This window comes from Micromonospora sp. CPCC 205554 (assembly GCF_036902745.1).
Taxonomy (GTDB): domain Bacteria; phylum Actinomycetota; class Actinomycetes; order Mycobacteriales; family Micromonosporaceae; genus Micromonospora; species Micromonospora tulbaghiae.
On sequence record NZ_JBAKHP010000038.1, the window covers coordinates 1 to 23,426 of the forward strand.

General features: G+C 73.3%; 19 protein-coding genes. 7 read left to right on the forward strand and 12 right to left on the reverse strand.

Annotated features, from left to right (window positions below; genetic code table 11):
- A partial coding sequence (locus V6U82_RS28710; RefSeq protein ID WP_334466737.1) for a Tex family protein occupies positions 1 to 2,336 on the reverse strand: 2,336 nt, incomplete at its 3' end.
- A 62-nt stretch (positions 2,337 to 2,398) separates the two neighbouring features.
- Between V6U82_RS28710 and V6U82_RS28715 the strand changes: the two genes are divergently transcribed.
- Entirely contained in the window at positions 2,399 to 3,910 is a 1,512-nt protein-coding gene (locus V6U82_RS28715; RefSeq protein ID WP_334466740.1) for a deoxyguanosinetriphosphate triphosphohydrolase family protein, read from the forward strand.
- A 7-nt stretch (positions 3,911 to 3,917) separates the two neighbouring features.
- Here the strand turns inward: V6U82_RS28715 and V6U82_RS28720 are convergent, their stop codons facing one another.
- The 8 genes from V6U82_RS28720 to V6U82_RS28755 all read right to left on the reverse strand — a co-directional run bounded on the left by V6U82_RS28720 (position 3,918) and on the right by V6U82_RS28755 (position 12,234).
- Positions 3,918 to 4,562, reverse strand: coding sequence for a NeuD/PglB/VioB family sugar acetyltransferase (locus V6U82_RS28720; protein ID WP_334466743.1), 645 nt, complete (start codon positions 4,560 to 4,562; stop codon positions 3,918 to 3,920).
- Positions 4,559 to 5,236 carry a sugar transferase gene (locus V6U82_RS28725; RefSeq protein WP_334466746.1) on the reverse strand — a complete coding sequence of 226 codons (678 nt, stop codon included), beginning with the start codon at positions 5,234 to 5,236 and terminating at the stop codon, positions 4,559 to 4,561. Before V6U82_RS28725 ends, V6U82_RS28720 begins: the two co-directional genes overlap by 4 nt.
- 109 nt (positions 5,237 to 5,345) lie before the next feature.
- Entirely contained in the window at positions 5,346 to 6,491 is a 1,146-nt protein-coding gene (locus tag V6U82_RS28730; protein WP_334466748.1) for an MBL fold metallo-hydrolase, read from the reverse strand.
- Between the two features lie 82 nt (positions 6,492 to 6,573).
- Positions 6,574 to 7,518, reverse strand: a complete 945-nt coding sequence (locus V6U82_RS28735; RefSeq protein WP_334466750.1) for an SDR family NAD(P)-dependent oxidoreductase — start codon at positions 7,516 to 7,518, stop codon at positions 6,574 to 6,576.
- A complete protein-coding gene (locus V6U82_RS28740) occupies positions 7,515 to 8,699 on the reverse strand; it encodes a zinc-dependent alcohol dehydrogenase (protein WP_334466752.1) in 1,185 nt (394 codons plus the stop codon). Before V6U82_RS28740 ends, V6U82_RS28735 begins: the two co-directional genes overlap by 4 nt.
- A 166-nt stretch (positions 8,700 to 8,865) precedes the next feature.
- The gene (locus V6U82_RS28745) at positions 8,866 to 9,618 is read right to left on the reverse strand and encodes a succinate dehydrogenase/fumarate reductase iron-sulfur subunit (protein ID WP_091329054.1); all 753 of its coding nucleotides are present in this window, start codon (positions 9,616 to 9,618) and stop codon (positions 8,866 to 8,868) included.
- Entirely contained in the window at positions 9,615 to 11,549 is a 1,935-nt protein-coding gene (locus V6U82_RS28750) for a fumarate reductase/succinate dehydrogenase flavoprotein subunit (RefSeq protein ID WP_128137507.1), read from the reverse strand. Before V6U82_RS28750 ends, V6U82_RS28745 begins: the two co-directional genes overlap by 4 nt.
- Before the next feature lies 1 nt (position 11,550).
- Positions 11,551 to 12,234, reverse strand: coding sequence for a succinate dehydrogenase cytochrome b subunit (locus V6U82_RS28755; protein ID WP_334466840.1), 684 nt, complete (start codon positions 12,232 to 12,234; stop codon positions 11,551 to 11,553).
- Positions 12,235 to 12,317: 83 nt separating this feature from the next.
- On the opposite strand from V6U82_RS28755, the gene V6U82_RS28760 reads away from it, so the two are divergent.
- Positions 12,318 to 13,247: a LysR family transcriptional regulator gene (locus V6U82_RS28760; protein WP_334466759.1), complete on the forward strand. Its 930-nt coding sequence runs from the start codon at positions 12,318 to 12,320 to the stop codon at positions 13,245 to 13,247.
- 109 nt (positions 13,248 to 13,356) lie between these two features.
- Here the strand turns inward: V6U82_RS28760 and hrpA are convergent, their stop codons facing one another.
- Entirely contained in the window at positions 13,357 to 17,352 is a 3,996-nt protein-coding gene (hrpA, locus tag V6U82_RS28765) for an ATP-dependent RNA helicase HrpA (protein WP_334466762.1), read from the reverse strand.
- A 140-nt stretch (positions 17,353 to 17,492) separates the two neighbouring features.
- On the opposite strand from hrpA, the gene V6U82_RS28770 reads away from it, so the two are divergent.
- Positions 17,493 to 17,966 (forward strand): cytidine deaminase family protein, encoded by a 474-nt coding sequence (locus tag V6U82_RS28770; protein ID WP_128137506.1) that lies wholly within the window; start codon positions 17,493 to 17,495, stop codon positions 17,964 to 17,966.
- 23 nt (positions 17,967 to 17,989) lie between these two features.
- On the opposite strand, the gene V6U82_RS28775 is transcribed toward V6U82_RS28770, so the two are convergent.
- Together V6U82_RS28775 and V6U82_RS28780 are read right to left on the reverse strand one after the other, a co-directional pair.
- Positions 17,990 to 18,349, reverse strand: a complete 360-nt coding sequence (locus tag V6U82_RS28775; protein ID WP_013285335.1) for a YciI family protein — start codon at positions 18,347 to 18,349, stop codon at positions 17,990 to 17,992.
- Positions 18,350 to 18,353: 4 nt separating this feature from the next.
- Entirely contained in the window at positions 18,354 to 19,286 is a 933-nt protein-coding gene (locus tag V6U82_RS28780; RefSeq protein ID WP_334466768.1) for a MerR family transcriptional regulator, read from the reverse strand.
- Positions 19,287 to 19,392: 106 nt separating this feature from the next.
- Between V6U82_RS28780 and V6U82_RS28785 the strand changes: the two genes are divergently transcribed.
- From V6U82_RS28785 to V6U82_RS28800, 4 genes are all read left to right on the forward strand, one after another.
- Positions 19,393 to 20,439, forward strand: a complete 1,047-nt coding sequence (locus V6U82_RS28785) for a FecCD family ABC transporter permease (protein WP_334466771.1) — start codon at positions 19,393 to 19,395, stop codon at positions 20,437 to 20,439.
- A gap of 140 nt (positions 20,440 to 20,579) precedes the next feature.
- Positions 20,580 to 21,590, forward strand: a complete 1,011-nt coding sequence (locus V6U82_RS28790; protein ID WP_334466774.1) for a FecCD family ABC transporter permease — start codon at positions 20,580 to 20,582, stop codon at positions 21,588 to 21,590.
- The gene (locus V6U82_RS28795) at positions 21,587 to 22,444 is read left to right on the forward strand and encodes an ABC transporter ATP-binding protein (protein WP_334466777.1); all 858 of its coding nucleotides are present in this window, start codon (positions 21,587 to 21,589) and stop codon (positions 22,442 to 22,444) included. Before V6U82_RS28790 ends, V6U82_RS28795 begins: the two co-directional genes overlap by 4 nt.
- 32 nt (positions 22,445 to 22,476) lie before the next feature.
- Positions 22,477 to 23,421: an ABC transporter substrate-binding protein gene (locus tag V6U82_RS28800; protein WP_128138632.1), complete on the forward strand. Its 945-nt coding sequence runs from the start codon at positions 22,477 to 22,479 to the stop codon at positions 23,419 to 23,421.
- Positions 23,422 to 23,426 lie beyond the last annotated feature (5 nt).

Genomic DNA, 23,426 nt, shown 5'->3' on the forward strand with positions numbered 1-23,426 from the left:
CCGCCGCCCGAGCCGCCGCGCTGGCCGCCCCGCCCCTGGCCGCCCGGCCGAGGGCTGGCGCCGCCCCGGTCCCGTCGGCCGTCGCCGCCCGCGGGGCGACCGCCGCCGGCCGGCGCCTCGTCGTCCAGCCGCAGCGTCAGCGAGATCCGCTTGCGCGGGACGTCCACGTCGAGCACCCGCACCTTGACCACGTCGCCGGACTTCACCACATCGCGCGGGTCCTTCACGAAGGTGTGCGACATCGCGGAGACGTGCACCAGACCGTCCTGGTGCACGCCCACGTCGACGAACGCGCCGAACGCGGCCACGTTCGTGACCACGCCCTCCAGCACCATGCCCGGCGTCAGGTCGCTGATCTTCTCCACGCCCTCGACGAACGTCGCGGTGCGGAACTCCGGGCGCGGGTCGCGGCCCGGCTTCTCCAGCTCGGCCAGGATGTCGGTGACGGTGGGCAGGCCGAACGTGTCGTCGACGAAGTCGGTGGCCCGCAGGCCGCGCAGGATCGTCGACTTCCCGATCAGCGCCCGCAGGTCCTGCCCGGTGGAGGCGAGGATGCGGCGTACCACCGGGTACGCCTCGGGGTGCACGCTGGAGGAGTCGAGCGGGTCGTCGCCGCCGGGGATGCGCAGGAAGCCGGCGCACTGCTCGAACGCCTTCGGCCCGAGCCGCGGCACCTTCTTCAGCTCGGCCCGGGTGCGGAACGGCCCGTTGGCGTCGCGGTGCAGCACGATGTTCTCGGCCAGCCCGGCGCCGATACCGGACACCCGGGTGAGCAGCGGCGCGGAGGCGGTGTTGACGTCGACGCCGACCGCGTTGACGCAGTCCTCGACCACTGCGTCGAGCGAGCGGGACAGCTTCACCTCGGACAGGTCGTGCTGGTACTGCCCGACGCCGATCGACCGCGGGTCGATCTTCACCAGCTCCGCGAGGGGATCCTGGAGGCGGCGGGCGATCGACACCGCGCCGCGCAGCGAGACGTCCAGACCGGGCAGCTCCTGCGAGGCGTACGCGGAGGCGGAGTAGACCGACGCGCCGGCCTCGGAGACCACCACCTTGGTCAGCTTCAGCTCCGGGTGCTGCTTGATCAGGTCACCGGCGAGCTTGTCGGTCTCCCGGCTGGCGGTGCCGTTGCCGATCGCGATCAGCTCGACGCCGTGCGCGGCGGCGAGCGTGGCGAGCGTGTGCAGCGAGGCGTCCCACTGCCGGCGCGGCTCGTGCGGGTAGATCGTGTCGGTGGCCACCACCTTGCCGGTGGCGTCGACGACGGCCACCTTCACGCCGGTGCGCAGGCCCGGGTCGAGGCCCATTGTCGCCCGCGTCCCGGCCGGCGCGGCCAGCAGCAGGTCACGCAGGTTGGTGGCGAAGACCCGCACGGCCTCCTCCTCGGCCGCCTGCCACAGCCGCATCCGCAGGTCCGCGCCGAGGTGGATGAGGATCCGGGTACGCCAGGCCCAGCGCACCGTGTCGGCCAGCCACTTGTCGGCGGGCCGTCCCTGGTCGCTGACGCCGAAGCGTCCCGCCACGGCGGCCTCGTACCGGCTGGGGCCGGGGTTCGCGTCGGCGTCGCCCTCGGCCTCCGGGTCCATGGTCAGCTCCAGCACGCCCTCCTTCTCGCCCCGGAACATGGCGAGAATGCGGTGCGAGGGCAGCTTCGGGTACGGCTCGGCGAAGTCGAAGTAGTCGGCGAACTTCGCCCCGGCGGTCTCCTGGCCGTCGCGTACCCGGGAGACCAGCCGGCCCCGCGACCACATCTGCTCGCGCAGCGTGCCGATCAGGTCGGCGTCCTCGGCGAAGCGCTCGATCAGGATGGCCCGCGCGCCGTCCAGAGCGGCCGCGGCGTCCGCGACACCCTTGTCCGGGTCGGCGAACCCGGCGGCGACCGTCTTCGGATCCTGCGCCGGGTCGGCCAGCAGCGTGTCCGCGAGCGGCTCCAGCCCGGCCTCGCGGGCGATCTGCGCGCGGGTGCGCCGCTTCGGCTTGAAGGGCAGGTAGATGTCCTCCAGGCGGGACTTCGAGTCGGCGGCGAGGATCTGCGCCTCCAGCGCCTCGTCCAGCTTGCCCTGGCTCCGGATCGACTCCAGCACCGCCGCACGCCGCTCGTCCAGCTCGCGCAGGTAGCGCAGGCGCTCCTCCAGCGTGCGCAGCTGCGCGTCGTCGAGCAGGCCGGTGGCCTCCTTGCGGTAGCGGGCGATGAACGGCACTGTGGCGCCGCCGTCGAGCAGCTCGACTGCTGCCCGCACCTGACGTTCGGCGACGCCGAGTTCCTCGGCGATCCGCTGGTGCACAGACTGGGTCACGATTGTCATCCGCCTTCTCGGGTGGTTTCCGCCCTGCATTGTGCCGTTCGCCTCCGACCGCCTGTGCCCGGCCCGCCGCCGGCTGCGCTAGCGTGGCGATCATGGAGGCACCTGCGGACCCGCGGGCCCGGCGGCTGTTCGGCGGCAGCGCCCGGGCGCTCGGCGACCTGGCCGCCGGCCCGTTCCGGGCCGACCGCGACCGGATCGTCGGCTCGCCGTTCTTCGCCCGGCTGGGCGGCGTGACCCAGGTGATCAGCCCGGGCGGCTCCGGGCTGCTCGTGCACAACCGGCTCACCCACAGCCTGAAGGTGGCCCAGGTGGCCCGGGCGATAGCGGAGCGGCTGAACGCCGACCCGGGGCACCGGGACCTGCTGGAGAAACTCGGCGGCTGTGATCCGGAGGTGGTGGAGGCCGCCGCGCTCGCGCACGACCTCGGGCACCCGCCGTTCGGGCACCTGGGGGAGCGGGTGCTCGACCGGCTGGCCCGGCAGCGGCTCGGGCTGGCCGACGGCTTCGAGGGCAACGCCCAGTCGTACCGGATCGTCACCAGCACCGAGATCCGCGGCGCGGCGACCACCGGGCTGGACCTGACCGCGGCGGTCCGGGCGGCCATGCTGAAGTACCCGTGGACCCGGCTGGACCACCCCGACCCGCACCCGCGCCACCTGGACCCGGCGCCCCGGGGCGCGGCGGCGCCGCCGGAGGATCCGGAGAGCGGGTCGGTGAAGTTCGGCGCCTACCGCACCGAGCTGGACGACCTGCGGCAGGCGCGGGAGCCGTTCGCCGGGCGGATCCCGGACTGGCAGCAGACCCCCGAGGCGTCGGTGATGGACACCGCCGACGACATCGCGTACGCGATCCACGACGTGGAGGACTTCTACCGCGTCGGGGTGCTCCAGCAGGGAGCGGTGGCGGCCGAGCTGATGGCCTGGCAGCGCGAGTGCGGGCACCTGCGCTCGATCACCGCGTCGGCGCTGGAGGGGGCGGGCCGACGGCCCGGCGCGGCGATCGAGCGGCTGCGCCGGCAGCTGCACCGCAAGGACGGCTGGATCGCCGACGACGAGGCGTTCGCCGCCGCTGTCGAGCACGTCCGCGAGGAGCTGGTGGAGGGGCTGCTGGCGCTGCCGTTCGACGGCTCGATCGAGGCGGAGCAGTACGTGGCCCGGTTCTCCGCCCGCTGGTCCACCCGCTTCGTGGACGCCATCACCGTGACGCCGGACCCGGGGGTCCGCTCCGGGTACGTGCTGCTGGCGAAGGCGCAGTGGCACGAGGTGCAGGTGCTCAAGTTCGTGCACCACCGGTTCGTGCTGGCCCGCCCGGACCTGGCCCTGCACCAGCGCGGTCAGGCCCGGCTGCTGGGCACGCTGGTGGAGGCGCTCTGGGAGTGGCTGCTGGACCCGGACGAGGAGTCCCGGCTGCCGCGCCGACTGCACGACCTGGTGGAGCTGGCCGAGGCGGAGCTGCACCCGCGTACCCCGGACCGGATCGGCCGGGCCCGGGGCCGGGCCATCATCGACTTCGTCGCGCAGCTCACCGACGGCCAGGCGGTGGCGATGCTGGACGCGCTGTCGGGCCGCTCCGGCGCGCTCTGGACCGACGCCTTCGTGCTCTGAGGACCACTCAGCGGGCCGGCACTCCCTTGACCACGAGCTCCGGCGGCACGTCGCGTACCACGCACGCGCCGGCGCCGACCGTCGCACCGGCGCCGACCCGCAGGCCGGGGAGCACCACCGCGCCCGCTCCGATCAGCGCGGCGGTGTCGAGGCGGCAGTCGCCCGACACGGCCGCGAGCGGGTGCAGGGAGACGTAGTCGCCGACCACGCAGTCGTGCGCGAGCGTGGCGTTCTGGTTGACGTGCAGGTGCCGCCCGGCGGTGACGTTGGTGGTGATCCGGCCACCGGCGAACACCACGAGGCCCTCGGCCGACACCAGGTCCGGGCCGACGGTGGCGTCCGGGTGGACGAGGCTCGCCGCCGGCCTGCCGTACGCGTCGACCCGCGCGCCCACCTTCTGCCGGACACGTGGGTCGCCCAGGCCGAGGACGACGTGGGTCTGCGGCGGTAGTTGCCCGAGCGCCGCCACGGTCCCCAGGTACGACGCGCCGCACGACTCGGCGCGTTTGCGGTTCCGCTCGGACGGGTTGTCGTCGACGAAGCCGGCCAGCCGCCACGGCGGCCGCGCGGCGGACTCGTTGACCGCCGCCACGATCTGGGCGATCTCCCGGCCGTGGCCGCCGCACCCGACGACGACGAGATCGAGGGTCACCGGGACCCGCTCCCCGCAGTCGCCGGCACCGCCTCTTCCGCGGCGGTGCCACGGAACTCGTGCGCGGTGGCGGCGCCGGGCGCGCTGATGCCCTGTCGCCGCAGCACCGCGACCGCGGTCCGGGCCAGGATGCGGGCGTCCAGCCGCAGGTTCCAGTGCTCCACGTAGCGCAGGTCGTAGGCGAAACGCTCCGCCCAGCCCAGTTCGTTGCGGCCGTTGACCTGCGCGAGCCCGGTGAGGCCGGGCCGGACGTCGTGCCGGCGGAACTGCTCCGGCGTGTAGAGGTCGCGGTAGCTGGTGGGGAACGGGCGCGGGCCGACCAGGCTCATGTCGCCGCGCAGGATGTTCCATAGGCTGGGCAGCTCGTCCAGGCTGGTGGCCCGCAGCCACCGCCCCAGGGGCGTCAGCCGCGCCTGGTCGTCGCCGGGGGAGAAGCCGTCGCCGCCGCCGGCCATGGACCGGAACTTCAGGATGGTGAACTCCCGGCCGTACCGGCCGATCCGCCGCTGGCGGAAGAGAATCGGGCGGCCCATGCCGAGCACCACCGCGACCGCGACCACGGCCAGGATCGGCGCCGCCACCAGCAGGGCCGTCGCCGAGACGACGACGTCGACACCCCGTTTGACGGTTGCGGCGGCGCCCGCCTGCGGTGTGGGTGTGCGGGGGTCTTCCACGCCTGGGGAGAGGCGAACCTGCATGCTGTCCTCCGGCCGCTGACTCGTCAGCGAACAGAGTACGCAAATATGCGTAGAAGGATGCCTTGTCCGGTTTTTTCGGCGTGGCTCAGGCGACCGACTGCCACCACCCGTCCACCGCCGGCGGCTCGTCCACCACTACCCGCTCGCCGGGACGCGGCACTGCGAGCCGGACGTCGCGCGCCTTCGTCTCGGCCCAGAGCCGGTCCACCGGCTCGGACCAGTCGTGCAGCGCCAGGTTGAACGTGCCCCAGTGCACCGGCACCAGCAGTCCGCCGCGGACGTCCAGATGGGCGGCGACCGCCTCCTCCGGGAACATGTGGATGTGCGGCCACGCCCGGTCGTACGCGCCGATCTGCATCAGCGTCACGTCGAACGGGCCGTGCTCGGCGCCGATCGCGGCGTACCCGTCGAAGTAGCCGGAGTCGCCGGTGTAGAAGACCTTCCGGTGCGCCCCGGTGATGGTCCAGGAACTCCAGAGCGTGCCGTCGCGGCGCAGCCCGCGCCCGGAGAAGTGCTGCGCGGCGGTCGCGGTGAGCGTCAGCCCGCCGGCCCGGTGGCTCTCCGACCAGTCCAGTTCGACGATGCGGTGCTCGGGTACGCCCCAGCGGGCCAGGTGGGCGCCGACGCCGAGCGGCACCACGAACGGCGCGGACTGGAGGTCGGCCAACCGGCGGACGGTCTCCATGTCCAGGTGGTCGTAGTGGTCGTGCGAGATCAGCACCGCGTCCAGCGGGGGCAGCTCGGTCAGTCGGACCGGCGGCTCGTGGATGCGTCGCGGGCCGACCAGCCCGGACGGGGAGCACCTGTCGCTCCACACCGGGTCGAGCAGCACCCGGCGCCCCTCGATCTCGACGAGCGTGGAGGCGTGGCCGTACCAGATGATGTTCAGCTCGCGGGCCGGGTCGCCGACCGGCGCGGGGGCCGGGCGCAGCAGCGGCACCGGGCTGCCCGGCCGCCGCTTCTGCTTGCCGAAGATCAGCTCCCGGACGAGGTTGCGGCCCGGGTCGGCGACCATCGTGGCGCTGGCGCCGGCCGGGTTGTGGAACGTGCCGTCGCGGAAGCGCGGTGACCGGGCCGCCCGTTCCGCCCGGGCGCCGGTGAGCCGGCCGCCGAGCTGGGCCGGCACGTCCCGCGCCGCCCAGGCCAGCCCGGCGACGGCGGCCAGCCCGGCGAGCTTCCACACCCGCCCGCCGCGCGTCCGGTCCGGTTCCCGCCCCGTCGATTCCCGCATGTTCGTCCCTCCGCCGTGTCCCGTCGTACACGGTAACCACCCCCGTCCCGGTCCGCCCGCGCGACAGCCACCCGCGGGACGGTCAGGGCAGCCGGCGGCGTACCGCGGACGCCACTGTCGCCGCGCGCCCGCCGACGGCACGGACCACCTGGGACACGTCGGGCACCCATCCGCCCCGCACCGCCTCGCCGGCCGGGTTGGGCGTGAACACGATGCCCTGGTGCGCGGCGACCGGCTGCCGGGTCAGCCCGGCCAGGCGCATCAGCGGCCCGACCAGCACGTCGTACACGCCGGGCAGGACGGTGAAACCGAAGCGCATGACCACGTTGAGCCGTCCCACCGAGACCTCCCGGCGGGGCCGGTCGAGGCAGTGCGCGATGGCCCGCGCCACCCGTTCGGGCGAGGCGATCGGGGGCGGTGGCCGGCCGATCCGGCCCAGGTAGTTGGCCGCCTGCCGGTAGACGGGCGTGTCGACGCTGCCCGGGTTGACCAGGCAGATCGCGATGCCGGGCGTCTCCCGCGCCTCCTGCTGGAGCGTGCGGGCCAGTCCCTGCAGGCCCCACTTGGCGGCCACGTAGCCGCTCATGTAGGGCGCGGTGATGTGCCCGAGCACCGAGCCGGTGAGCACGAGCGTGCCGCCGCCGGCGTCCCGGAACCGGCGCAGCGCCTCCCGGGCCACCGCGGCGGCGGCCAGCAGGTCGGTGCGGACGACCTGCTCGAACACCTCGGCCGGCGTCTCGTCGAAGCGGCCGTAGGCCATCACGGCGGCGGTGTGCACCCAGGCGTCGACGCCGCCGAACTCGGCCCGCGCCGCGTCGGCCAGCGCGGCCACCGCGCCGGGGTCGGTCACGTCCATCGGTACGGTGATCGCCTGCGCGCCCGCCGCCCGGCACTCGTCGCGTACCTCGGTGAGGGTCGCGGGGGAGCGGGCCGCGAGGACCAGCCGGTCCCCGCGGCCCGCCAGCTCCCGGGCGGTCGCCCGGCCGATCCCGCTGGTCGCGCCGGTGACGACCACCGTGCGGGTCACGGCGCGAGCACGACCTTGACGCAGCCGTCCTCCTTCTTCTGGAACATCTCGTACGCACGCGGCGCGTCGGTCAGCGGCAGCCGGTGGGTACGCAGGTCCTCCACGCCCAGCGGGTCGTCGTCGCGCTCCAGCAGCGGAATGATCTCGTCGACCCAGCGGCGTACGTGGCACTGACCCATGCGCAGCTGGATGCCCCTGTCGAACATCTCCATCAGCGGCATCGGGTCCTGCTCGCCGCCGTACACGCCGGAGATCGACACGGTGCCGCCGCGCCGCACGGCCTTGAGCGCGGCGTGCAGCACCACGAGCCGGTCCACGCCGGCCTTGTCGGTCATCGCCTGGGCCAGCTTGTCCGGCAGCAGCCCGGCGGCGGTCTGGGCCATCTTGCCCAGCGGCGCGCCGTGCGCCTCCATGCCGACCGCGTCGATCACCGCGTCCGGTCCGCGCCCGTCGACCAGGTCGATGAGCGTGCCGGGTACGTCGTCGAGCTGGCTGACGTCGAGCACCTCGATGCCGTGGCGGCGGGCCATCTCCAGCCGCTCGGGCACCAGGTCCAGCCCGATCACGCGGCCGGCGCCCAGGTGACGGCCGATCCGGGCGCTGAACTGCCCGACCGGGCCGAGCCCGAACACGGCGAGCGTGCCGCCGGGCGGGGTGTCCGCGTACTTCACCGCCTGCCAGGCGGTGGGCAGGATGTCGGACAGGTAGAGCCAGCGCTCGTCCGGGCCGCTGTCCGGGATCTTGATCGGACCGAACTGGGCCTGCGGGACGCGCAGGTACTCGGCCTGGCCGCCGGGGATCGAGCCGTACAGCGAGGTGTAGCCGAACAGGGACGCGCCCTTGCCCTGGCTGGTCACCTGCGTGGTCTCGCACTGCGCGTAGAGCTGCCGCTCGCACATCCAGCACGAGCCGCAGGAGATGTTGAACGGGATGACCACCCGGTCACCCTTCTTGAGCCGGGTCACGCCGGGCCCGACCTCCTCGACGACGCCCATCGGCTCGTGCCCGAGGATGTCGCCGGGCTTCAGGTACGGCCCGAGCACCTCGTACAGGTGCAGGTCGGAACCGCAGATGGCGGTCGAGGTGATCCGGACGATCGCGTCGGTCGGTTCCTCGATCCGGGGGTCCGGGACGTCCTCGACCCGAACGTCCCGCTTGCCGTGCCAGGTCAGTGCCTTCATGCCTGTGTGTCCCCTCTCCGGTGCCGTCCATCGGACTGCTACCCGCGAGAGGCGGGTTGAATCGGCGCCGCGCCGGCGGCGGCGGCCTGGTAACCCCTGGTCGAGCGCGACCGCCGCGCCCAGCGGATGCGGGACGCGGCGGTCGCGTGGGTCGGGCGGTGTCGGGTCAGGAGCCGGCGCGCTTGGCCGTCGCCTTGAGGTAGTCCCGGTTGAGCCGGCCGATGGTGTTCAGCGGGATGCCCTTCGGGCAGGCCGCCGCGCACTCGCCGATGTTGGTGCAGCCGCCGAAGCCGGCCTCGTCGTGCGCGTCCACCATGCCGATCACCCGGGTGTAGCGCTCCGGCTGGCCCTGCGGCAGCAGCGAGAGCTGGGTGATCTTCGCGGCGGTGAACAGCATGCCGGAGCCGTTCGGGCAGGCCGCCACGCAGGCGCCGCAGCCGATGCAGGCCGCCGACTCGAACGCGGCGTCCGCGTCGGCCTTCGGCACCGGCACCGAGTGCGCCTCGGGGGCGCTGCCGGTCGGCGCGGTGACGTAGCCGCCGGCCGCGATGATCTGGTCGAACGCGTTGCGGTTGACCACCAGGTCCTTGACGACCGGGAAGGCGCGGGCCCGCCAGGGCTCGATGTCGATCGTGTCGCCGTCGGAGAACTGCCGCATGTGCAGCTGGCAGGCGGTGGTGCCGCGCTGCGGGCCGTGCGCCTCACCGTTGATCATGAGGCTGCACATGCCGCAGATGCCCTCGCGGCAGTCGTGGTCGAACGCGACCGGCTCCTCGCCGTCGAGGATGAGCCGCTCGTTGAGCACGTCGAGCATCTCCAGGAAGGACATGTCCGGGGACACGTCCTGCACCGGGTAGGTCACCATCCGACCCTTGTCCTCGGGGCCGGTCTGGCGCCAGATGCGCAGGGTCAGGTTCACTTGTAGCTCCGCTGCGTGGGGTGGACGTATTCGAAGGTCAGGTCTTCCTTGTGCAGCACGGGCTCACCGGTGCCGGTGTACTCCCAGGCCGCCACGTAGGCGAACCGGTCGTCGTCGCGCTGCGCCTCGCCGTCGGGCGTCTGGTGCTCGGCCCGGAAGTGGCCGCCGCAGGACTCCTCGCGGTGCAGGGCGTCGATGCACATCAGCTCGGCCAGCTCGAAGAAGTCGGCCACCCGGCCGGCCTTCTCCAGCGACTGGTTGAGGCCCTCGCCGTCGCCCGGGACACGCACCCGCTGCCAGAACTGCTCGCGCAGCGCGCGGATCTCGTCGATCGCCTTGCGTAGCCCGGCCTCGGAGCGCTCCATGCCGCAGTGCTCCCACATGATCTGGCCCAGCTCGCGGTGGAACGAGTCCACCGTGCGGTCGCCGTTGATCGCCAGCAGCCGCTTGATCCGGTCCTCGACCTCGGTACGCGCCGCGACCGCCTCGGGGTGACTGGCGTCGACCTTGTCCAGCGGGCCGGAGGCCAGGTAGTTGGCGAGCGTGTTCGGCAGCACGAAGTAGCCGTCGGCCAGGCCCTGCATCAGCGCCGAGGCGCCGAGCCGGTTCGCGCCGTGGTCGGAGAAGTTGGCCTCACCGATCACGAACAGGCCGGGGATGCTCGACTGCAGGTCGTAGTCGACCCAGAGGCCGCCCATCGTGTAGTGCACGGCGGGGTAGATCCGCATCGGCACCTCGTACGGGTCCTCGCCGGTGATCCGCTCGTACATCTCGAAGAGGTTGCCGTACTTGGCCTCGATGGCCTTGCGACCGAGCCGGTTGATCGCGTCGGCGAAGTCCAGGTAGACGCCGAGGCCGGTCGGGCCGACACCGCGCCCCTCGTCGCAGACGTTCTTCGCGGCGCGGGAGGCGATGTCGCGGGGGACCAGGTTGCCGAAGGACGGGTAGATCCGCTCCAGGTAGTAGTCCCGCTCGTCCTCGGGGATCTCCCGCGGGCTGCGCTGGTCGCCCTTGGCCTTGGGCACCCACACCCGGCCGTCGTTGCGCAGCGACTCGCTCATCAGGGTCAGCTTCGACTGGTGGTCGCCGGAGACCGGGATGCAGGTCGGGTGGATCTGCGTGTAGCAGGGGTTGGCGAAGTACGCGCCCTTGCGGTGTGCCCGCCAGGAGGCGGTGACGTTGCAGCCCTTGGCGTTCGTGGAGAGGTAGAAGACGTTGCCGTAGCCGCCGGAGGCGAGCACGACCGCGTCGGCCATCTCGGTGCTGATCTCGCCGGTGACCATGTCGCGGACCACGATGCCGCGCGCGCGGCCGTCGACGAGGACCAGTTCGAGCATCTCGTGGCGGGCGTTCATCTCCACGTTGCCCAGGCCGATCTGCCGCTCCAGCGCCTGGTACGCGCCGAGCAGCAGCTGCTGGCCCGTCTGACCCCGGGCGTAGAAGGTGCGCTGCACCTGGGCGCCGCCGAAGGAACGGGTGTCCAGCAGGCCGCCGTACTCGCGGGCGAACGGCACGCCCTGGGCCACGCACTGGTCGATGATGTTGACCGACACCTCGGCCAGCCGGTGCACGTTCGACTCGCGGGAGCGGAAGTCGCCGCCTTTGACCGTGTCGTAGAACAGGCGGTGCACCGAGTCGCCGTCGTTGCGGTAGTTCTTGGCGGCGTTGATGCCGCCCTGCGCGGCGATCGAGTGGGCCCGGCGCGGGCTGTCCTGGTAGCAGTAGGACTTCACCCGGTAGCCCTGCTCGGCCAGCGTGGCGGCGGCGGAGCCGCCGGCCAGGCCGGTGCCGACCACGATCACCGTCATCTTCCGGCGGTTGGCCGGGTTGACCAGCTTCATCTCGAAGCGGTGGCGCTCCCACCGCGTCTCGATCGGGCCGTCCGGGGCCCGGGTGTCGGCGATCGGGTCGCCCTCGGTGTAGAGATCCATGTCAGGCCACCAATCCGGTGATCACGGCGAACGGGACCAGCAGGTAGCCGCCGACGAGAGCGACGGCGAAGACGAGCGCGGCGATCCGGGCCCGGCGCTCACCCTTGGGCGTCTGCTGGCCGAGGCTGCGGAACGCGCTGAAGGCGCCGTGGCGCAGGTGGAAGCCGAGCGTCACCAGCGCGAGGGTGTAGAAGAGCGTGACGTACCAGCGCTCCGGCGCGAAGTCGGCGACGACGTTGCCGTACGGGTTCGACGGGTCGCCCTGCGGGTTCAGGTGACCCGTGGTCAGGTCCAGGATGTGGTAGATCACGAAGAGCAGGATGATCACACCACCCCAGCGCATCGTGCGGGCCGCGTAGTTCACGTGGATCTTGCGGCGGTGCGCGTACTTCACCGGGCGGGCGGCCCGGGACCGCATCGCGAGCATGGTGGCCGCGGCGATGTGCCCCACGACGGCGACGGTGAGCACCGCGCGCTGGACCCACAGGAACCACGTCGTCGGCAGCAGCGGCGTGCCGATGTCGCGCAGCCAGTGCGCGTAGTGGTCGAACGACGTCTCGCCCGTGAAGATCTTCAGGTTGCCGAGCATGTGCGCGATCAGGAACAGCACGAGGATGATGCCCGTCACCGCCATGACGGCCTTGAGGCCGACGTTCGAGCGGATGGGCGACCGAGTTTTCGTGATTACCACGCGGTCGACGCTAGGAGCACTTCGATCAGGCGTCCAATGCATCGAAATCGCAGTGTTGATAGCCGTAAGCTATGTAGATGCAGCTCCATCAGCTTCGGTACTTCGTGGCGGTCGCCGAAGTACGACATTTCACCCAGGCAGCCGATCTTGTCGGCATAACCCAGCCCTCGTTGAGTAAGCAAATTCACGCCCTGGAGACCGACCTGGGGGCCCCGCTGTTCGAACGGGTAAGGGGCAACATCACACTCACCGCGGCCGGCGAGGTGCTGCTGCCGCTGGCCAAGCGGATCCTCGCCGACGTGGAGACGGCCACCCGCGAGGTGCAGGAGCTGGTGGGCCTGCGCCGCGGCCGGGTCCGGCTCGGTGCCACGCCCAGCCTCGCCACCTCGCTCGCCCCGCCGGTGCTGCGCCGGTTCCGCGACGCGCACCCCACTGTCGACCTGCGTGTGGAGGAGGGCGGCTCGCAGGACCTCGTCCGGGACCTGCTCCGCGGCGACCTCGACCTCGCCCTGATCATCATGCCGTCGGCCGGCACCGACCCCGGGCTGCGCGCCGACCCGATCCTGCGCGAGAGCCTCGTGGTCGCCTCGGTCGACCCGCTGCCCGGCGCCTCGGCCACCGGGGAGCTGCGCATCACCGACCTGCGCGACCAGCCGCTCGTCATGTTCCGCGAGGGCTACGACCTGCGCGACGCCACGCTCCAGGCGTGCCGGGCGGCCGGGTTCGAGCCGACCCTGTCCGTCGACGGCGGGGAGATGGACGCGGTGCTCAGCTTCGTCGAGGCCGGGCTCGGCGTCGCGCTGGTGCCGGGCATCGTGGTGGCCCGCCGCCCCGGCATCCGGGTCGCCCGGCTCGTCCCGCCCGGCGTCCGCCGGACCATCGCGGTGGCCCGCCGCCGCGACGTGGTGCCCACCCACGCCGGGCGCGAGCTGCGCCGCATCCTCCTCGAGTACGTCCACGACGCCACCGCCACCGCCGCCCTCCCCCCGGGCGTGGAGCCGTTGTAGCCCTGCCCGGCCGCCTCACCGCCCCGTCGATCTTGCACATTCGGCCCCGGCGAAAGGGGCGAGAGCCCCTGCGTGAGGGCGCCAAGTGCAAGATCGCGCGGGAGGGGGGTCAGCGGCCCTCGGCGTCGTCCATGGCTCGGTAGATGCGCTGCTCCGACACCGGGTACGGGGTTCCGAGGGCCTGGGCGAAGACGTTCACCCGTAGCTCCTCGATCATCCACCGGATCTGGCGGGCCGCCGGGGTCGCGCGCCTCGGCGGGGGCAGCGCGGCCAGCATGTCCTGGTACTCCTTCTGCACCACGGCGACCCGGTCCTGCTGGGACTTGTCCCGCTGCGGGTTGCCCGGCAACCGGTCCAACCGCCGCTCGATCGCGGTCAGGTAGCGCAGCACGTCGGGCAGCCGCGCGTACCCCGTCTCGGTGACGAAGCCCTTGTGCACCAGGCCGGTGAGCTGGTTGCGGATGTCGGCCAGCGCGGCCACCACCGCGAGGTTCCGGGTGGCGCCGAGCCGCTGCTCCACCGCGTACGCGGAAGCGAGCACCCGGCGTACCCGCTCCATCACCTCGACGACGGTGTCCACCAGGTCGGCGCGCACTCTGTCGCGCAGCGCGGCGAAGCCCTCGGCGTCCCAGGCCGGGCCGCCCGCGTCACCGATCAGCTTGTCGATCGCCGCCCCGGCCGCGTCCTCGATCAGCTCCGGCACGCTGCCGTGCGGGTTGCGGGACAACGCCAGTTTCGCCTCGTTGCTCAGCCGCCCCTGAAGGAACTTCGCCGGGGACGGCAGCGTCAGCCGCAGCAGCCGCCGGGTGCCCGCCCAGTGCGCGGCCTCCTGCTCGGCGGCGGAGTCGAACACCTTCACCCCGACCGTCGCGCCCTCGTCCACGAGCGCCGGGTACGCGGTCACCGCGAAGCCGGCGCGTACCTGCTCGATGGTGCGCGGCAGGGCGCCGATCGACCACTCGGTCAGCCCGGTACGGGCCACGTCCGGCGCGGCGGCGGCCACGACCTGGCGTACCTCCTGGCGCAGCTCGCGTTGCAGGGCCGGCAGGTCCTTGCCCTCGGCGACCGGCTTGTCGTCGTCGCCGAGCACCCGGAACGTGACCCGCAGGTGCGGCGGCAGCCGGCCCAGATCCCACGCGTCCGCCGGTACGGTCACGCCGGTCATCCGGCGCAACTGCCGGGTCAGCGCGGCCAGTAGCGGCTCCTCGCCCGGCGTGATCGCGGCCAGCGCGGCGCGGGCGTAGTCGGGCACCGGCACGAAGTTGCGCCGTACCGGCTTGGGCAACGACCGGATCAGCGCGATCACCAGCTCCTCGCGCAGCCCCGGCACCTGCCAGTCGAAGCTCTCCGCCGGCACCTGGTTGAGCAGCGGCAGCGGGATGTCCACTGTCACGCCGTCGGTGGGCGCCGCCGGGTCGAACGTGTACGTCAGCGGCAGCGTCACGCCGTCGGCCCGCCACTCGTCCGGGAAGTCCTCCTCGTCCACCCCGCCCCGGCCGTCGTTGACGAGCAGCTCGCGGGTGAACGTGAGCAGGTCGGGCCGCTCCCGGCGGGTCTTCTTCCACCACGAGTCGAAATGCCGGCCGGAGACCACGTCGGCGGGGATCCGCTGGTCGTAGAAGGCGAAGATGGTCTCGTCGTCGACCAGGATGTCGCGGCGCCGCGCCCGGTTCTCCAGTTCCTCGATCTCGGTCAGCAGCTTCTGGTTGTCCCGCCAGAACTGGTGGTGGGTCTGCCAGTCGCCCTCCACCAGGGCGTGCCGGATGAACAGCTCCCGGCTCAGACCTGCGTCGATCCGCCCGAAGTTCACCTTGCGGGAGGTGACGAGCGGGATGCCGTACAGCGTGACCTTCTCGTAGGCCATCACCGCGGCCTGCTTCTTCTCCCAGTGCGGCTCGCTGTAGCTGCGCTTGACCAGGTGCTGGGCCAGCGGCTCGACCCACTCCGGCTCGACCCGCCCGGCCACCCGCCCCCACAGCCGGGACGTCTCCACCAGCTCGGCGGCCATCACCCAGCGCGGCGGCTTCTTGAACAGCGCCGACCCGGGGAAGATCGCGAACTTCGCCCCCCGCGCGCCCAGGTATTCGTGCTTCTGCGCGTCCTTGAGGCCGAGGTGCGACAGCAGGCCGGGCAGCAGCGACTGGTGCACCTTCGGGGTGTCGATCTCCTCGGGCAGGTCCGCGCCGGCGCCGCGCCGGCCCTCACCCTTGTCCGAGGTACGCAGGACCTGGCGCAACTGGCTGACGATGTCCTGCCACTCGCGTACCCGGAGGTAGTTGAGGTATTCGGCCTTGCACATCCGGCGGAACGCGCTGGATGACAGTTCCCGCTGCTTCTCCCGCAGGTAGCGCCACAGGTTCAGGTACGCGACGAAGTCGGACTCCTTGTCGGCGAACCGGGCGTGCGCCTGGTCGGCCTGGGCCTGCTTGTCGGCCGGGCGTTCGCGCGGATCCTGGATGGACAGCGCGGCGGCGATCACCACCACCTCGGTGGCGCAGCCGTTGCGCTCGCCCTCGAGCACCATCCGGGCCAGCCGGGGGTCGACCGGGAGCTGGGCAAGCCGCCGCCCCAGGGCGGTGAGCCGCTTCGCCGGGTCGGTCTCGGCCGGGTCGAGCGCGCCCAGCTCGTGCAGCAGGTTGACGCCGTCGGTGACGTTGCGCCGGTCCGGCGGGTCGATGAACGGGAACGCCGCCACGTCGCCGAGCCCGATCGATGTCATCTGGAGGATGACCGAGGCCAGGTTGGTCCGCAGGATCTCCGGGTCGGTGAACTCGGGGCGGGAGGTGAAGTCCTGCTCGTCGTAGAGGCGGATGCAGATGCCGTCGGAGGTACGCCCGCAGCGGCCCTTGCGCTGGTTGGCGCTGGCCTGCGAGACCGGCTCGATCGGCAGCCGCTGCACCTTGAGCCGGCTGGAGTAGCGGGAGATCCGGGCGGTGCCCGGGTCCACCACGTACTTGATGCCGGGCACCGTCAGCGAGGTCTCCGCGACGTTCGTGGCCAGCACCACCCGGCGGTTGCTGTGCGCGGCGAAGACCCGGTGCTGCTCGGCGGTGGAGAGCCGGGCGTACAGCGGCAGGATCTCGGTGCCGAGCAGCGACCGTTTCTTCTGCACCAGCTTGCCCAGCGCGTCGGCGGTGTCCCGGATCTCCCGTTCCCCGCTGAGGAACACCAGGATGTCGCCCGGCCCCTCGGCGGCCAGTTCCTCGACCGCGTCGCCGATGGCCTGGATCTGGTCCCGGACGTTCTCCTCGTCGGCCTCGTCCTCCTCCTCGGCCTCGGTGACCTCGACCAGCGGCCGGTAGCGGACCTCCACCGGGTAGGTGCGCCCGGAGACCTCGACCACTGGCGCCGGGTTGCCGTCGGCGTCGGCGAAGTGCTTCGCGAACCGGTCGGTCTCGATCGTCGCCGACGTGATGACGACCTTGAGGTCGGGCCGGCGGGGCAGGAGCTGCCTGAGGTACCCCAGGATGAAGTCGATGTTGAGGCTGCGTTCGTGCGCCTCGTCGATGATCAGCGTGTCGTACTGCCGCAGCATCCGGTCGGTCTGCAACTCGGCCAGCAGGATGCCGTCGGTCATCAGCTTGACCAGGCTGTTGTCGCCCACCTGGTCGGTGAAGCGCACCTTGTAGCCGACCACGTCGCCCAGCTCCGTGCCGAGTTCGTCGGCGATCCGGTCGGCGACGGTGCGGGCCGCCAGCCGGCGGGGCTGGGTGTGCCCGATCAGGCCGGTGATGCCGCGCCCCAGCTCCAGGCAGATCTTGGGGAGCTGGGTGGTCTTGCCGGAGCCGGTCTCGCCGGCCACGATCACCACCTGGTGGTCGCGGATCGCTGCGGCGATGTCGTCCTTGCGCTCGCTGACCGGCAACTGCGGCGGATAGGTGATCGCCGGCACGGCCGCGCGGCGCGCCGCCAGCCGCGCCTCGGCCCGGGTCACCTCGGCCCCGATCTCGGCCAGCGCCGCCTCCCGCCGCTGCGGGTCGCGCAGCTTGCGCACGCCGTCGAGCCGCCGCTGGAGCCGCCGCTGGTCGCGGAACATCAGGGGGCCGAGGCGGCGGTGCAGGTCGCGGGCGGTCTCAGGGGCGGCGGGTACGGCTGGATTCTGCATGTCGTCGCCAAGGATAGGCAGCCGCGCGGCGGACCGCCCCCGGGTTACCGGCGCCGGGCGTGCCCTCCCTGGCCGGGCCGTCCCCGCCGGATAAAGTTGCCGCCGACGAGGCCGACGGACGAGGCCGACGAGGGGCGGGGATGATCATGCGGGACACCGACCGGGCGCTCGTGCAGGCCGCCACCGCCGTGGCGAAGCTGCGCTGCCGCAGCGACAACCACACCGTCGCCGCCGCCGTACGCAGCACCGACGGGCGGGTGTTCAGCGGGGTGAACGTCTACCACTTCACCGGCGGTCCGTGCGCCGAGGTGGTGGCTCTCGGTGCCGCCGCGACCCAGGGCGCCGGTGAGCTGGAGGCCATCGTCGCGGTGGGGGACCGGGGCCGGGGCGTCCTGCCGCCGTGCGGGCGCTGCCGCCAGGTGCTGCTCGACTACTTCCCGTCGATCAAGGTGATCGTCGGCCCGCCCGACGGGCTGCGCGCGATCCCGATCGCCGACCTGCTGCCCGAGACGTACGTCTGGTCCGACCAGCAGGTCGAGGTGCCGGTGGCCGCCCGCGCCGGGGTGTGGCCGACGCCGGTGGTGCCGGGCAGCCGGCAGGCCCCGGAGGACTGACGGATCGCGGCGTGCCGCGACACTCAGTCGCCGGCCGCGGCCTCCAGCATCGAGCGGGGGACCGGCACCTGCTCGAAGCGGACCTGACCCTCCGGCACCATCCAGCTGCTCACCTGCGCGACGAGCCGGCCCGCGCGGACCGCCGGGTCGTTCGCGTACAGCTCACGGGCCATCTGCGGGTCGACCGACAGCACCACGAAGCCGCGGACGCGCCCGTCGTCGCCGTCCAGGAACGGCCCGGCCGCGAGCACCGCGCCCTGCTCCACCAGCCCGGCCTGGTGCGCCAGGTGGGCGTCCTGGATCCGGTCGAGGGCATCCTGCGGCAGGTCCGGCGCGTCGTCCGGGCGGACCAGGAGCACCACGGTGTGCCTGTCGAATCGCATGTCCTCAGGCTAGGTGCTGCCGGGCGTGCAGTGCCCGGATCGACCAGTCCAGCACCGGGGCCAGGCTCTCGGCCGGTGGCCAGCCGTTGACCACGGCGAGCAGCTCCAGGTACCGCTCCCGGCGAGGGTCGCGTGCGGCCCGCAACCGGTCCAGCATCCGCCGGCGCAGGCCGGCGTCGTCCGGCCGGCCGCAGAGCCGCGCGTACCGGCCCGCCGCGCGGTCCAGGACCGGGTCGGCCGCGGGCGAGGCCGGCTCGACACCGGCGGCCAGCGCCGGGGCGACCTCCTCGCGGACCACGGCGACCACGTCCCGGCGTACGCCCTCGGCGCCGCCCCGGTCGGCCGCGTGCTGCTCGGCCAGCCGGCGCAGCCCGGCCCGGAATCCCGGATCCAGAGCCAGCTCGGCCAGCTCCACCCACGCCTCTGTCTGGGCGTCGTCCGGATCATCAGGCAGCTCCGGCGTGAGTGACCGGCGGATGCCCGCGAACCCCGGATCGGTCAGGCCGCCGAACGCCGCGTCGAGGAACTCGTCGACCAGCCGCCGTCGCTCCCGCGCGGCCAGGCCGGCCAGCCGGTGCAGCAGGTCGGCCTCGGACGCGGTGGCCCCGCGCCGGGCGATCACCGTGAGCACCGCGCGGCGCGACCGCAGCAGCCGGATCTGCGCGGTCAGCGCGTCCGCGTGCGCCGAGGCGACCTCGGGCAGGGTGACCTCCCGGGTCACCACCCGGCGCACGGTGGGCAGGTCCACGCCCAGCTCGCGCAACGTCCGTACCAGGTCGAGCCGGGCCACTGCGGCCGCGTCGTAGCGGCGGTGGCCGGCCGGTCCCCGGTCCGTGGGCGGCACGATGCCGCGGTCGGACCAGAACCGGATGGTCTTCACCGGCAGCCCGGTCCGCCGGGCCAGGTCACCGATCGAGTAGCGCTCCGCACCGTCCATGCCATCCACCATCGTGCCTCCCCCTGGTGGAGGCGCAACCCGCTTAGGTACGCCTTACCAGGTCAGCTAAGGTAAGGCGCACCTAATCGGAAGGCGAAGACCCCTCGTGACCACCGTCGCCGTCCGGCCCGCGCGGGCCGGGGCTCCCGTCCGACGCGGCACCGTCCGCCGCGTCGCGGTCACCGTGGCGGCGGCGCTCCTGCTCCTGCTGGCGTTGCTGGCCAGCCTCGCGCTCGGCAGCCGGCACCTCCCCGTCGACCAGGTGTGGCACGCGTTGGTGTCCCCGGACGGCGGCGACGCGACGACCGTGGTCCGGGACATGCGGCTGCCGCGTACCGCCCTCGGGCTCGTCGTCGGCCTGGCGCTGGCGCTGGCCGGGGTGCTGTTCCAGGCGGTCACCCGCAACCCGCTGGCCGAGCCGCGCATCCTCGGCGTCAGCGCCGGGGCGTCGTTCGGCGTGGTGCTGGCCATCGCCGTGTTCGGGGTGGGCACGCTCGCCGGGTACGTCTGGTTCGGCATCGCCGGCGCGCTGCTCGCCGGGCTGCTCGTGTTCGCCGTCGCCAACCGCGCCCGCGACGGCGCGAGCCCGGTCACCCTCGCGCTCGTCGGCGCGGCCCTCGACGCCGGTCTCGGCGCCATCGTGTACGCGCTGCTCAGCATCGACGCCCGCACCTTCGAGGAGTACCGCTTCTGGGTGGTCGGCGGGCTGACCGGCCGCGACGTCGGCGTGGCCGGGCAGGTGCTGCCGTTCGTGGCGGCCGGGGTGCTGCTGGCCGCGCTCGCCGCTCGCGGCCTGGACGCGCTCGCCCTCGGCGACGACGTGGCCCGAGGGCTCGGGCACCGGGTCGCGCTGGTCCGGATCGCCGCCGGGGCCGGTGGCGTGCTGCTCACCGGCGCGGCGGTGGCCGCCGCCGGGCCGATCGCCTTCGTCGGGCTGGCGGTGCCGCACCTGGCCCGGGCGCTCGTCGGCGCGGACCAGCGGTGGACGCTCCTGGTCGCCGCCCTGCTCGGCCCGGCGCTGCTGCTCACGGCCGACGTGGCCGGCCGCCTGGTCGCCCCACCCGGCGAGATCCCCGCCGGCATCATCACGGCCCTGCTCGGCGCCCCCCTCCTGGCCTTCCTGGTCCACCGAGCCAGGACGGTAACCACATGACCCGCCCCACCCCCGCCCCCCACTCCCGCGATCTTGCACTCGCTGCCCCGGCGGAAGGGGCGTTCCGGGCACCCGGAGGGCCCGAAGTGCAAGATCAACGACGTGGGGGCGGCGGGCGGACCCGGCCGCGCGGGCGAGGGGTGCTGCGGGTCGGGGCGGTGGTGGTGCCGTTCCGGTGGCGGCCGGTCGTGGTGGCGCTTGTCCTGTTCGTGCTGCTCTGCCTCGCGGTGGTGGTCAGCCTGTCGCTGGGTACGCCGTACGTCGCCCCGGTGGACGTGGTGCGGTCGCTCTCCGGCGCGGGCACTCCGTACGACCTCGTGGTGCGTGACCTGCGACTGCCTCGGGCGGTCCTCGCGACGGTGGCCGGCGCGGCCTTCGGCGTGGCCGGCACGCTGATCCAGAGCGTCGCCCGCAACCCCCTTGCGAGCCCCGACGTCATCGGCGTCACCCAGGGCGCCGGGCTGGCCGCGACGATCGCGCTGACCAGCGGCGCGGCGGCGGTGCTGGTGGCGCCGGCGGCGCTGCTCGGCGGCCTGGCCGCCGCGGTGGTGGTGTTCGCGCTCGGCGCCCGGCACGGCCTGGCCGCACAGCGGTTCGTGCTGGCCGGGGTGGCGGTCGCGTTCGCGTTCCGGGCGCTGATCGAGGTGGTCATGCTGACCGCCGATCCGATCGACGGGCTGCGCGCGCAGGTGTGGCTGATCGGCACGCTCGCCGGCAAGGGATGGAGCGAGGCGGCCTGGATCGCCGGCACGCTCGCGGTCCTGCTGCCGGTGCTGCTCTGGGCCGGGTGGGCGTTGCGCAGCAGCACGCTCGACGACGACACCGCGCGGGGGATCGGCCTGCGGCCGGTGGCCCGACGCGCGGGCCTGGCCGGCACCGGTGTGCTGGCCGCCGCCATGGTGACCGCCCAGGTCGGCGCCGTCGACTTCGTGGCGCTGGTGGCCCCGCAGGTGGCCCGCCGGCTGGTCCGCGCCGAGCGTCCGCCGCTGCTGTGCGCCGCGCTGCTGGGCGCGTTGCTGCTGGTCCTCGCCGACCTGGGCGCCCGCCGGCTGCTGGCGCCCACCCAACTTCCGGCCGGCGTGCTGACCGCGGCGATCGGCGGGCCGTACCTGATCTTCGTGCTGCTGCGCACCCGAGGGAGGCGGTCGTGACCGCGCTGCTGTCCACCCGCGACCTGGTCGTCGGCTACGAGGGCCGCACCGTGCTGGACGGACTGGACCTCGACCTGCCGGCCGACACGTTCACCGTGATCGTCGGCCCGAACGCCTGCGGCAAGTCGACGCTGCTGCGCACGATGGCCCGGCTGCTCACGCCCCGCCGCGGCGCGGTGCTGCTCGACGGCGCGGCGATCCGGGACCTGCCCACCCGGGACGTGGCCCGGCGGCTCGGCGTCCTGCCGCAGAGCCCGCTGGTGCCCGAGGGGATCACCGTGGCCGACCTGGTCGGGCGCGGCCGGCAGCCCTACCAGCGCTGGTGGCGGCAGTGGTCGGCCGAGGACGGGCGGGCGGTCGAGGAGGCCATGCGGCTGGCCGACGTCGGCACGCTCGCCGACCGCGCGGTGGACACGCTCTCCGGCGGGCAGCGCCAGCGGGTGTGGATCGCCATGACGCTCGCCCAGGACACCGACGCGCTGCTGCTGGACGAGCCGACCACGTTCCTCGACCTGGCCCACCAGGTCGAGGTGCTGGACCTGCTGCACCGGCTGCGCGCCGAGCGCGGCCGCACGGTGGTGGCCGTGCTGCACGACCTCAACCAGGCGGCCCGGTACGCCGGCCACCTGATCGCCATGCGCGACGGCGCGGTGGTGGCCGCCGGCGAGCCGCGCGAGATCCTCACCGCGGACCTGGTCCGCGACGTGTTCGGGCTCGACTGCGTGGTGGTGCCCTGCCCGGTCAGCGGCGCCCCGCTCGTGGTGCCGGCGCTCACCCAGGCCCCCCACACACAGACCTCGGCCGTTCCGGCCGTCACGCCGGCCACGGCCGGCGCCCCCGTCGGCGATGCCTGAGCGCGCCGGCCCGCACCACCGAAAGGAACCTGATGCGTCGTCTCGCCGTCGCACTCACCGCCGCCCTCGCTCTCGGCGTCGGCCTCACCGCCTGCGGGGAGAGCGACCCCGTCGCCGGCACCGGCACCGGGGAGACCCGGGAGATCACCCACGCGATGGGCACCACGAAGGTGCCCGTCGAGCCGAAGCGCGTGGTCGTGCTCGACACCGACAAGATCGACACCGCGCTGTCGCTGGGCGTCACCCCGGTCGGCGCGGCGACCGCCGGTGAGGCGAAGAGCTGGCCCACCTACTTCGGCGCGGACAAGCTCGCCGGCATCACCGAGGTCGGTGTGCTGACCGAGCCGGACCTGGAGGCGATCAACGCGCTCAACCCGGACCTGATCCTGGGCAGCAAGTTCCGCCAGGAGAAGTTCTACGACGAGCTGGCCAAGATCGCCCCGACCGTGTTCACCGAGAAGGTCGGCATCACCTGGAAGGAGAACTTCCTCCTCGACGGCGCGGCGCTGGGCAAGGAGCAGCAGGCCAAGGACCTGCTGGCCGAGTACGAGAAGCGGGCGAAGGACTTCGGCGCGAAGCTCGGTGACGCCTCGTCCCGCAAGGTCTCCATCGTGCGCTTCATGCCGACCGAGATCCGCCTGTACGGGCCGGACTCGTTCTCCGGCATCGTCGTCGGCGACACCGGCCTGGGCCGCCCGGAGCGGCAGATGCTCGCCGGCAAGGAGGACAAGCGGATGGACCGGGTCAGCCCGGAGCGCATCGCCGAGGCCGACGGCGACGTGGTGTTCGTGACCGCGTACGGCGAGAAGGCCGCCGCCGAGCAGGCGAAGGTCACCGGCGGCACGCTGTGGAAGGGCCTGTCCGCGGTCGAGGCCGGCAAGGCGCACGTGGTCTCCGACGAGATCTGGATGACCGGCATCGGCGTGGGCGCCGCCAACAAGATCCTGGACGACCTGGAGAAGTACCTGGCCGCCTGAGCCCC

Coding starts and splice junctions, on each gene's coding strand:
- V6U82_RS28715 (WP_334466740.1), top strand. CDS start 2,399: ATGGAGGCACCTGCGGACCCGCGGGCCCGGCGGCTGTTCGGCGGCAGC.
- V6U82_RS28730 (WP_334466748.1), bottom strand. CDS start 6,491: ATGCGGGAATCGACGGGGCGGGAACCGGACCGGACGCGCGGCGGGCGG.
- V6U82_RS28740 (WP_334466752.1), bottom strand. CDS start 8,699: ATGAAGGCACTGACCTGGCACGGCAAGCGGGACGTTCGGGTCGAGGAC.
- V6U82_RS28750 (WP_128137507.1), bottom strand. CDS start 11,549: ATGGATCTCTACACCGAGGGCGACCCGATCGCCGACACCCGGGCCCCG.
- V6U82_RS28760 (WP_334466759.1), top strand. CDS start 12,318: ATGCAGCTCCATCAGCTTCGGTACTTCGTGGCGGTCGCCGAAGTACGA.
- hrpA (WP_334466762.1), bottom strand. CDS start 17,352: ATGCAGAATCCAGCCGTACCCGCCGCCCCTGAGACCGCCCGCGACCTG.
- V6U82_RS28770 (WP_128137506.1), top strand. CDS start 17,493: ATGATCATGCGGGACACCGACCGGGCGCTCGTGCAGGCCGCCACCGCC.
- V6U82_RS28775 (WP_013285335.1), bottom strand. CDS start 18,349: ATGCGATTCGACAGGCACACCGTGGTGCTCCTGGTCCGCCCGGACGAC.
- V6U82_RS28780 (WP_334466768.1), bottom strand. CDS start 19,286: ATGGACGGTGCGGAGCGCTACTCGATCGGTGACCTGGCCCGGCGGACC.
- V6U82_RS28800 (WP_128138632.1), top strand. CDS start 22,477: ATGCGTCGTCTCGCCGTCGCACTCACCGCCGCCCTCGCTCTCGGCGTC.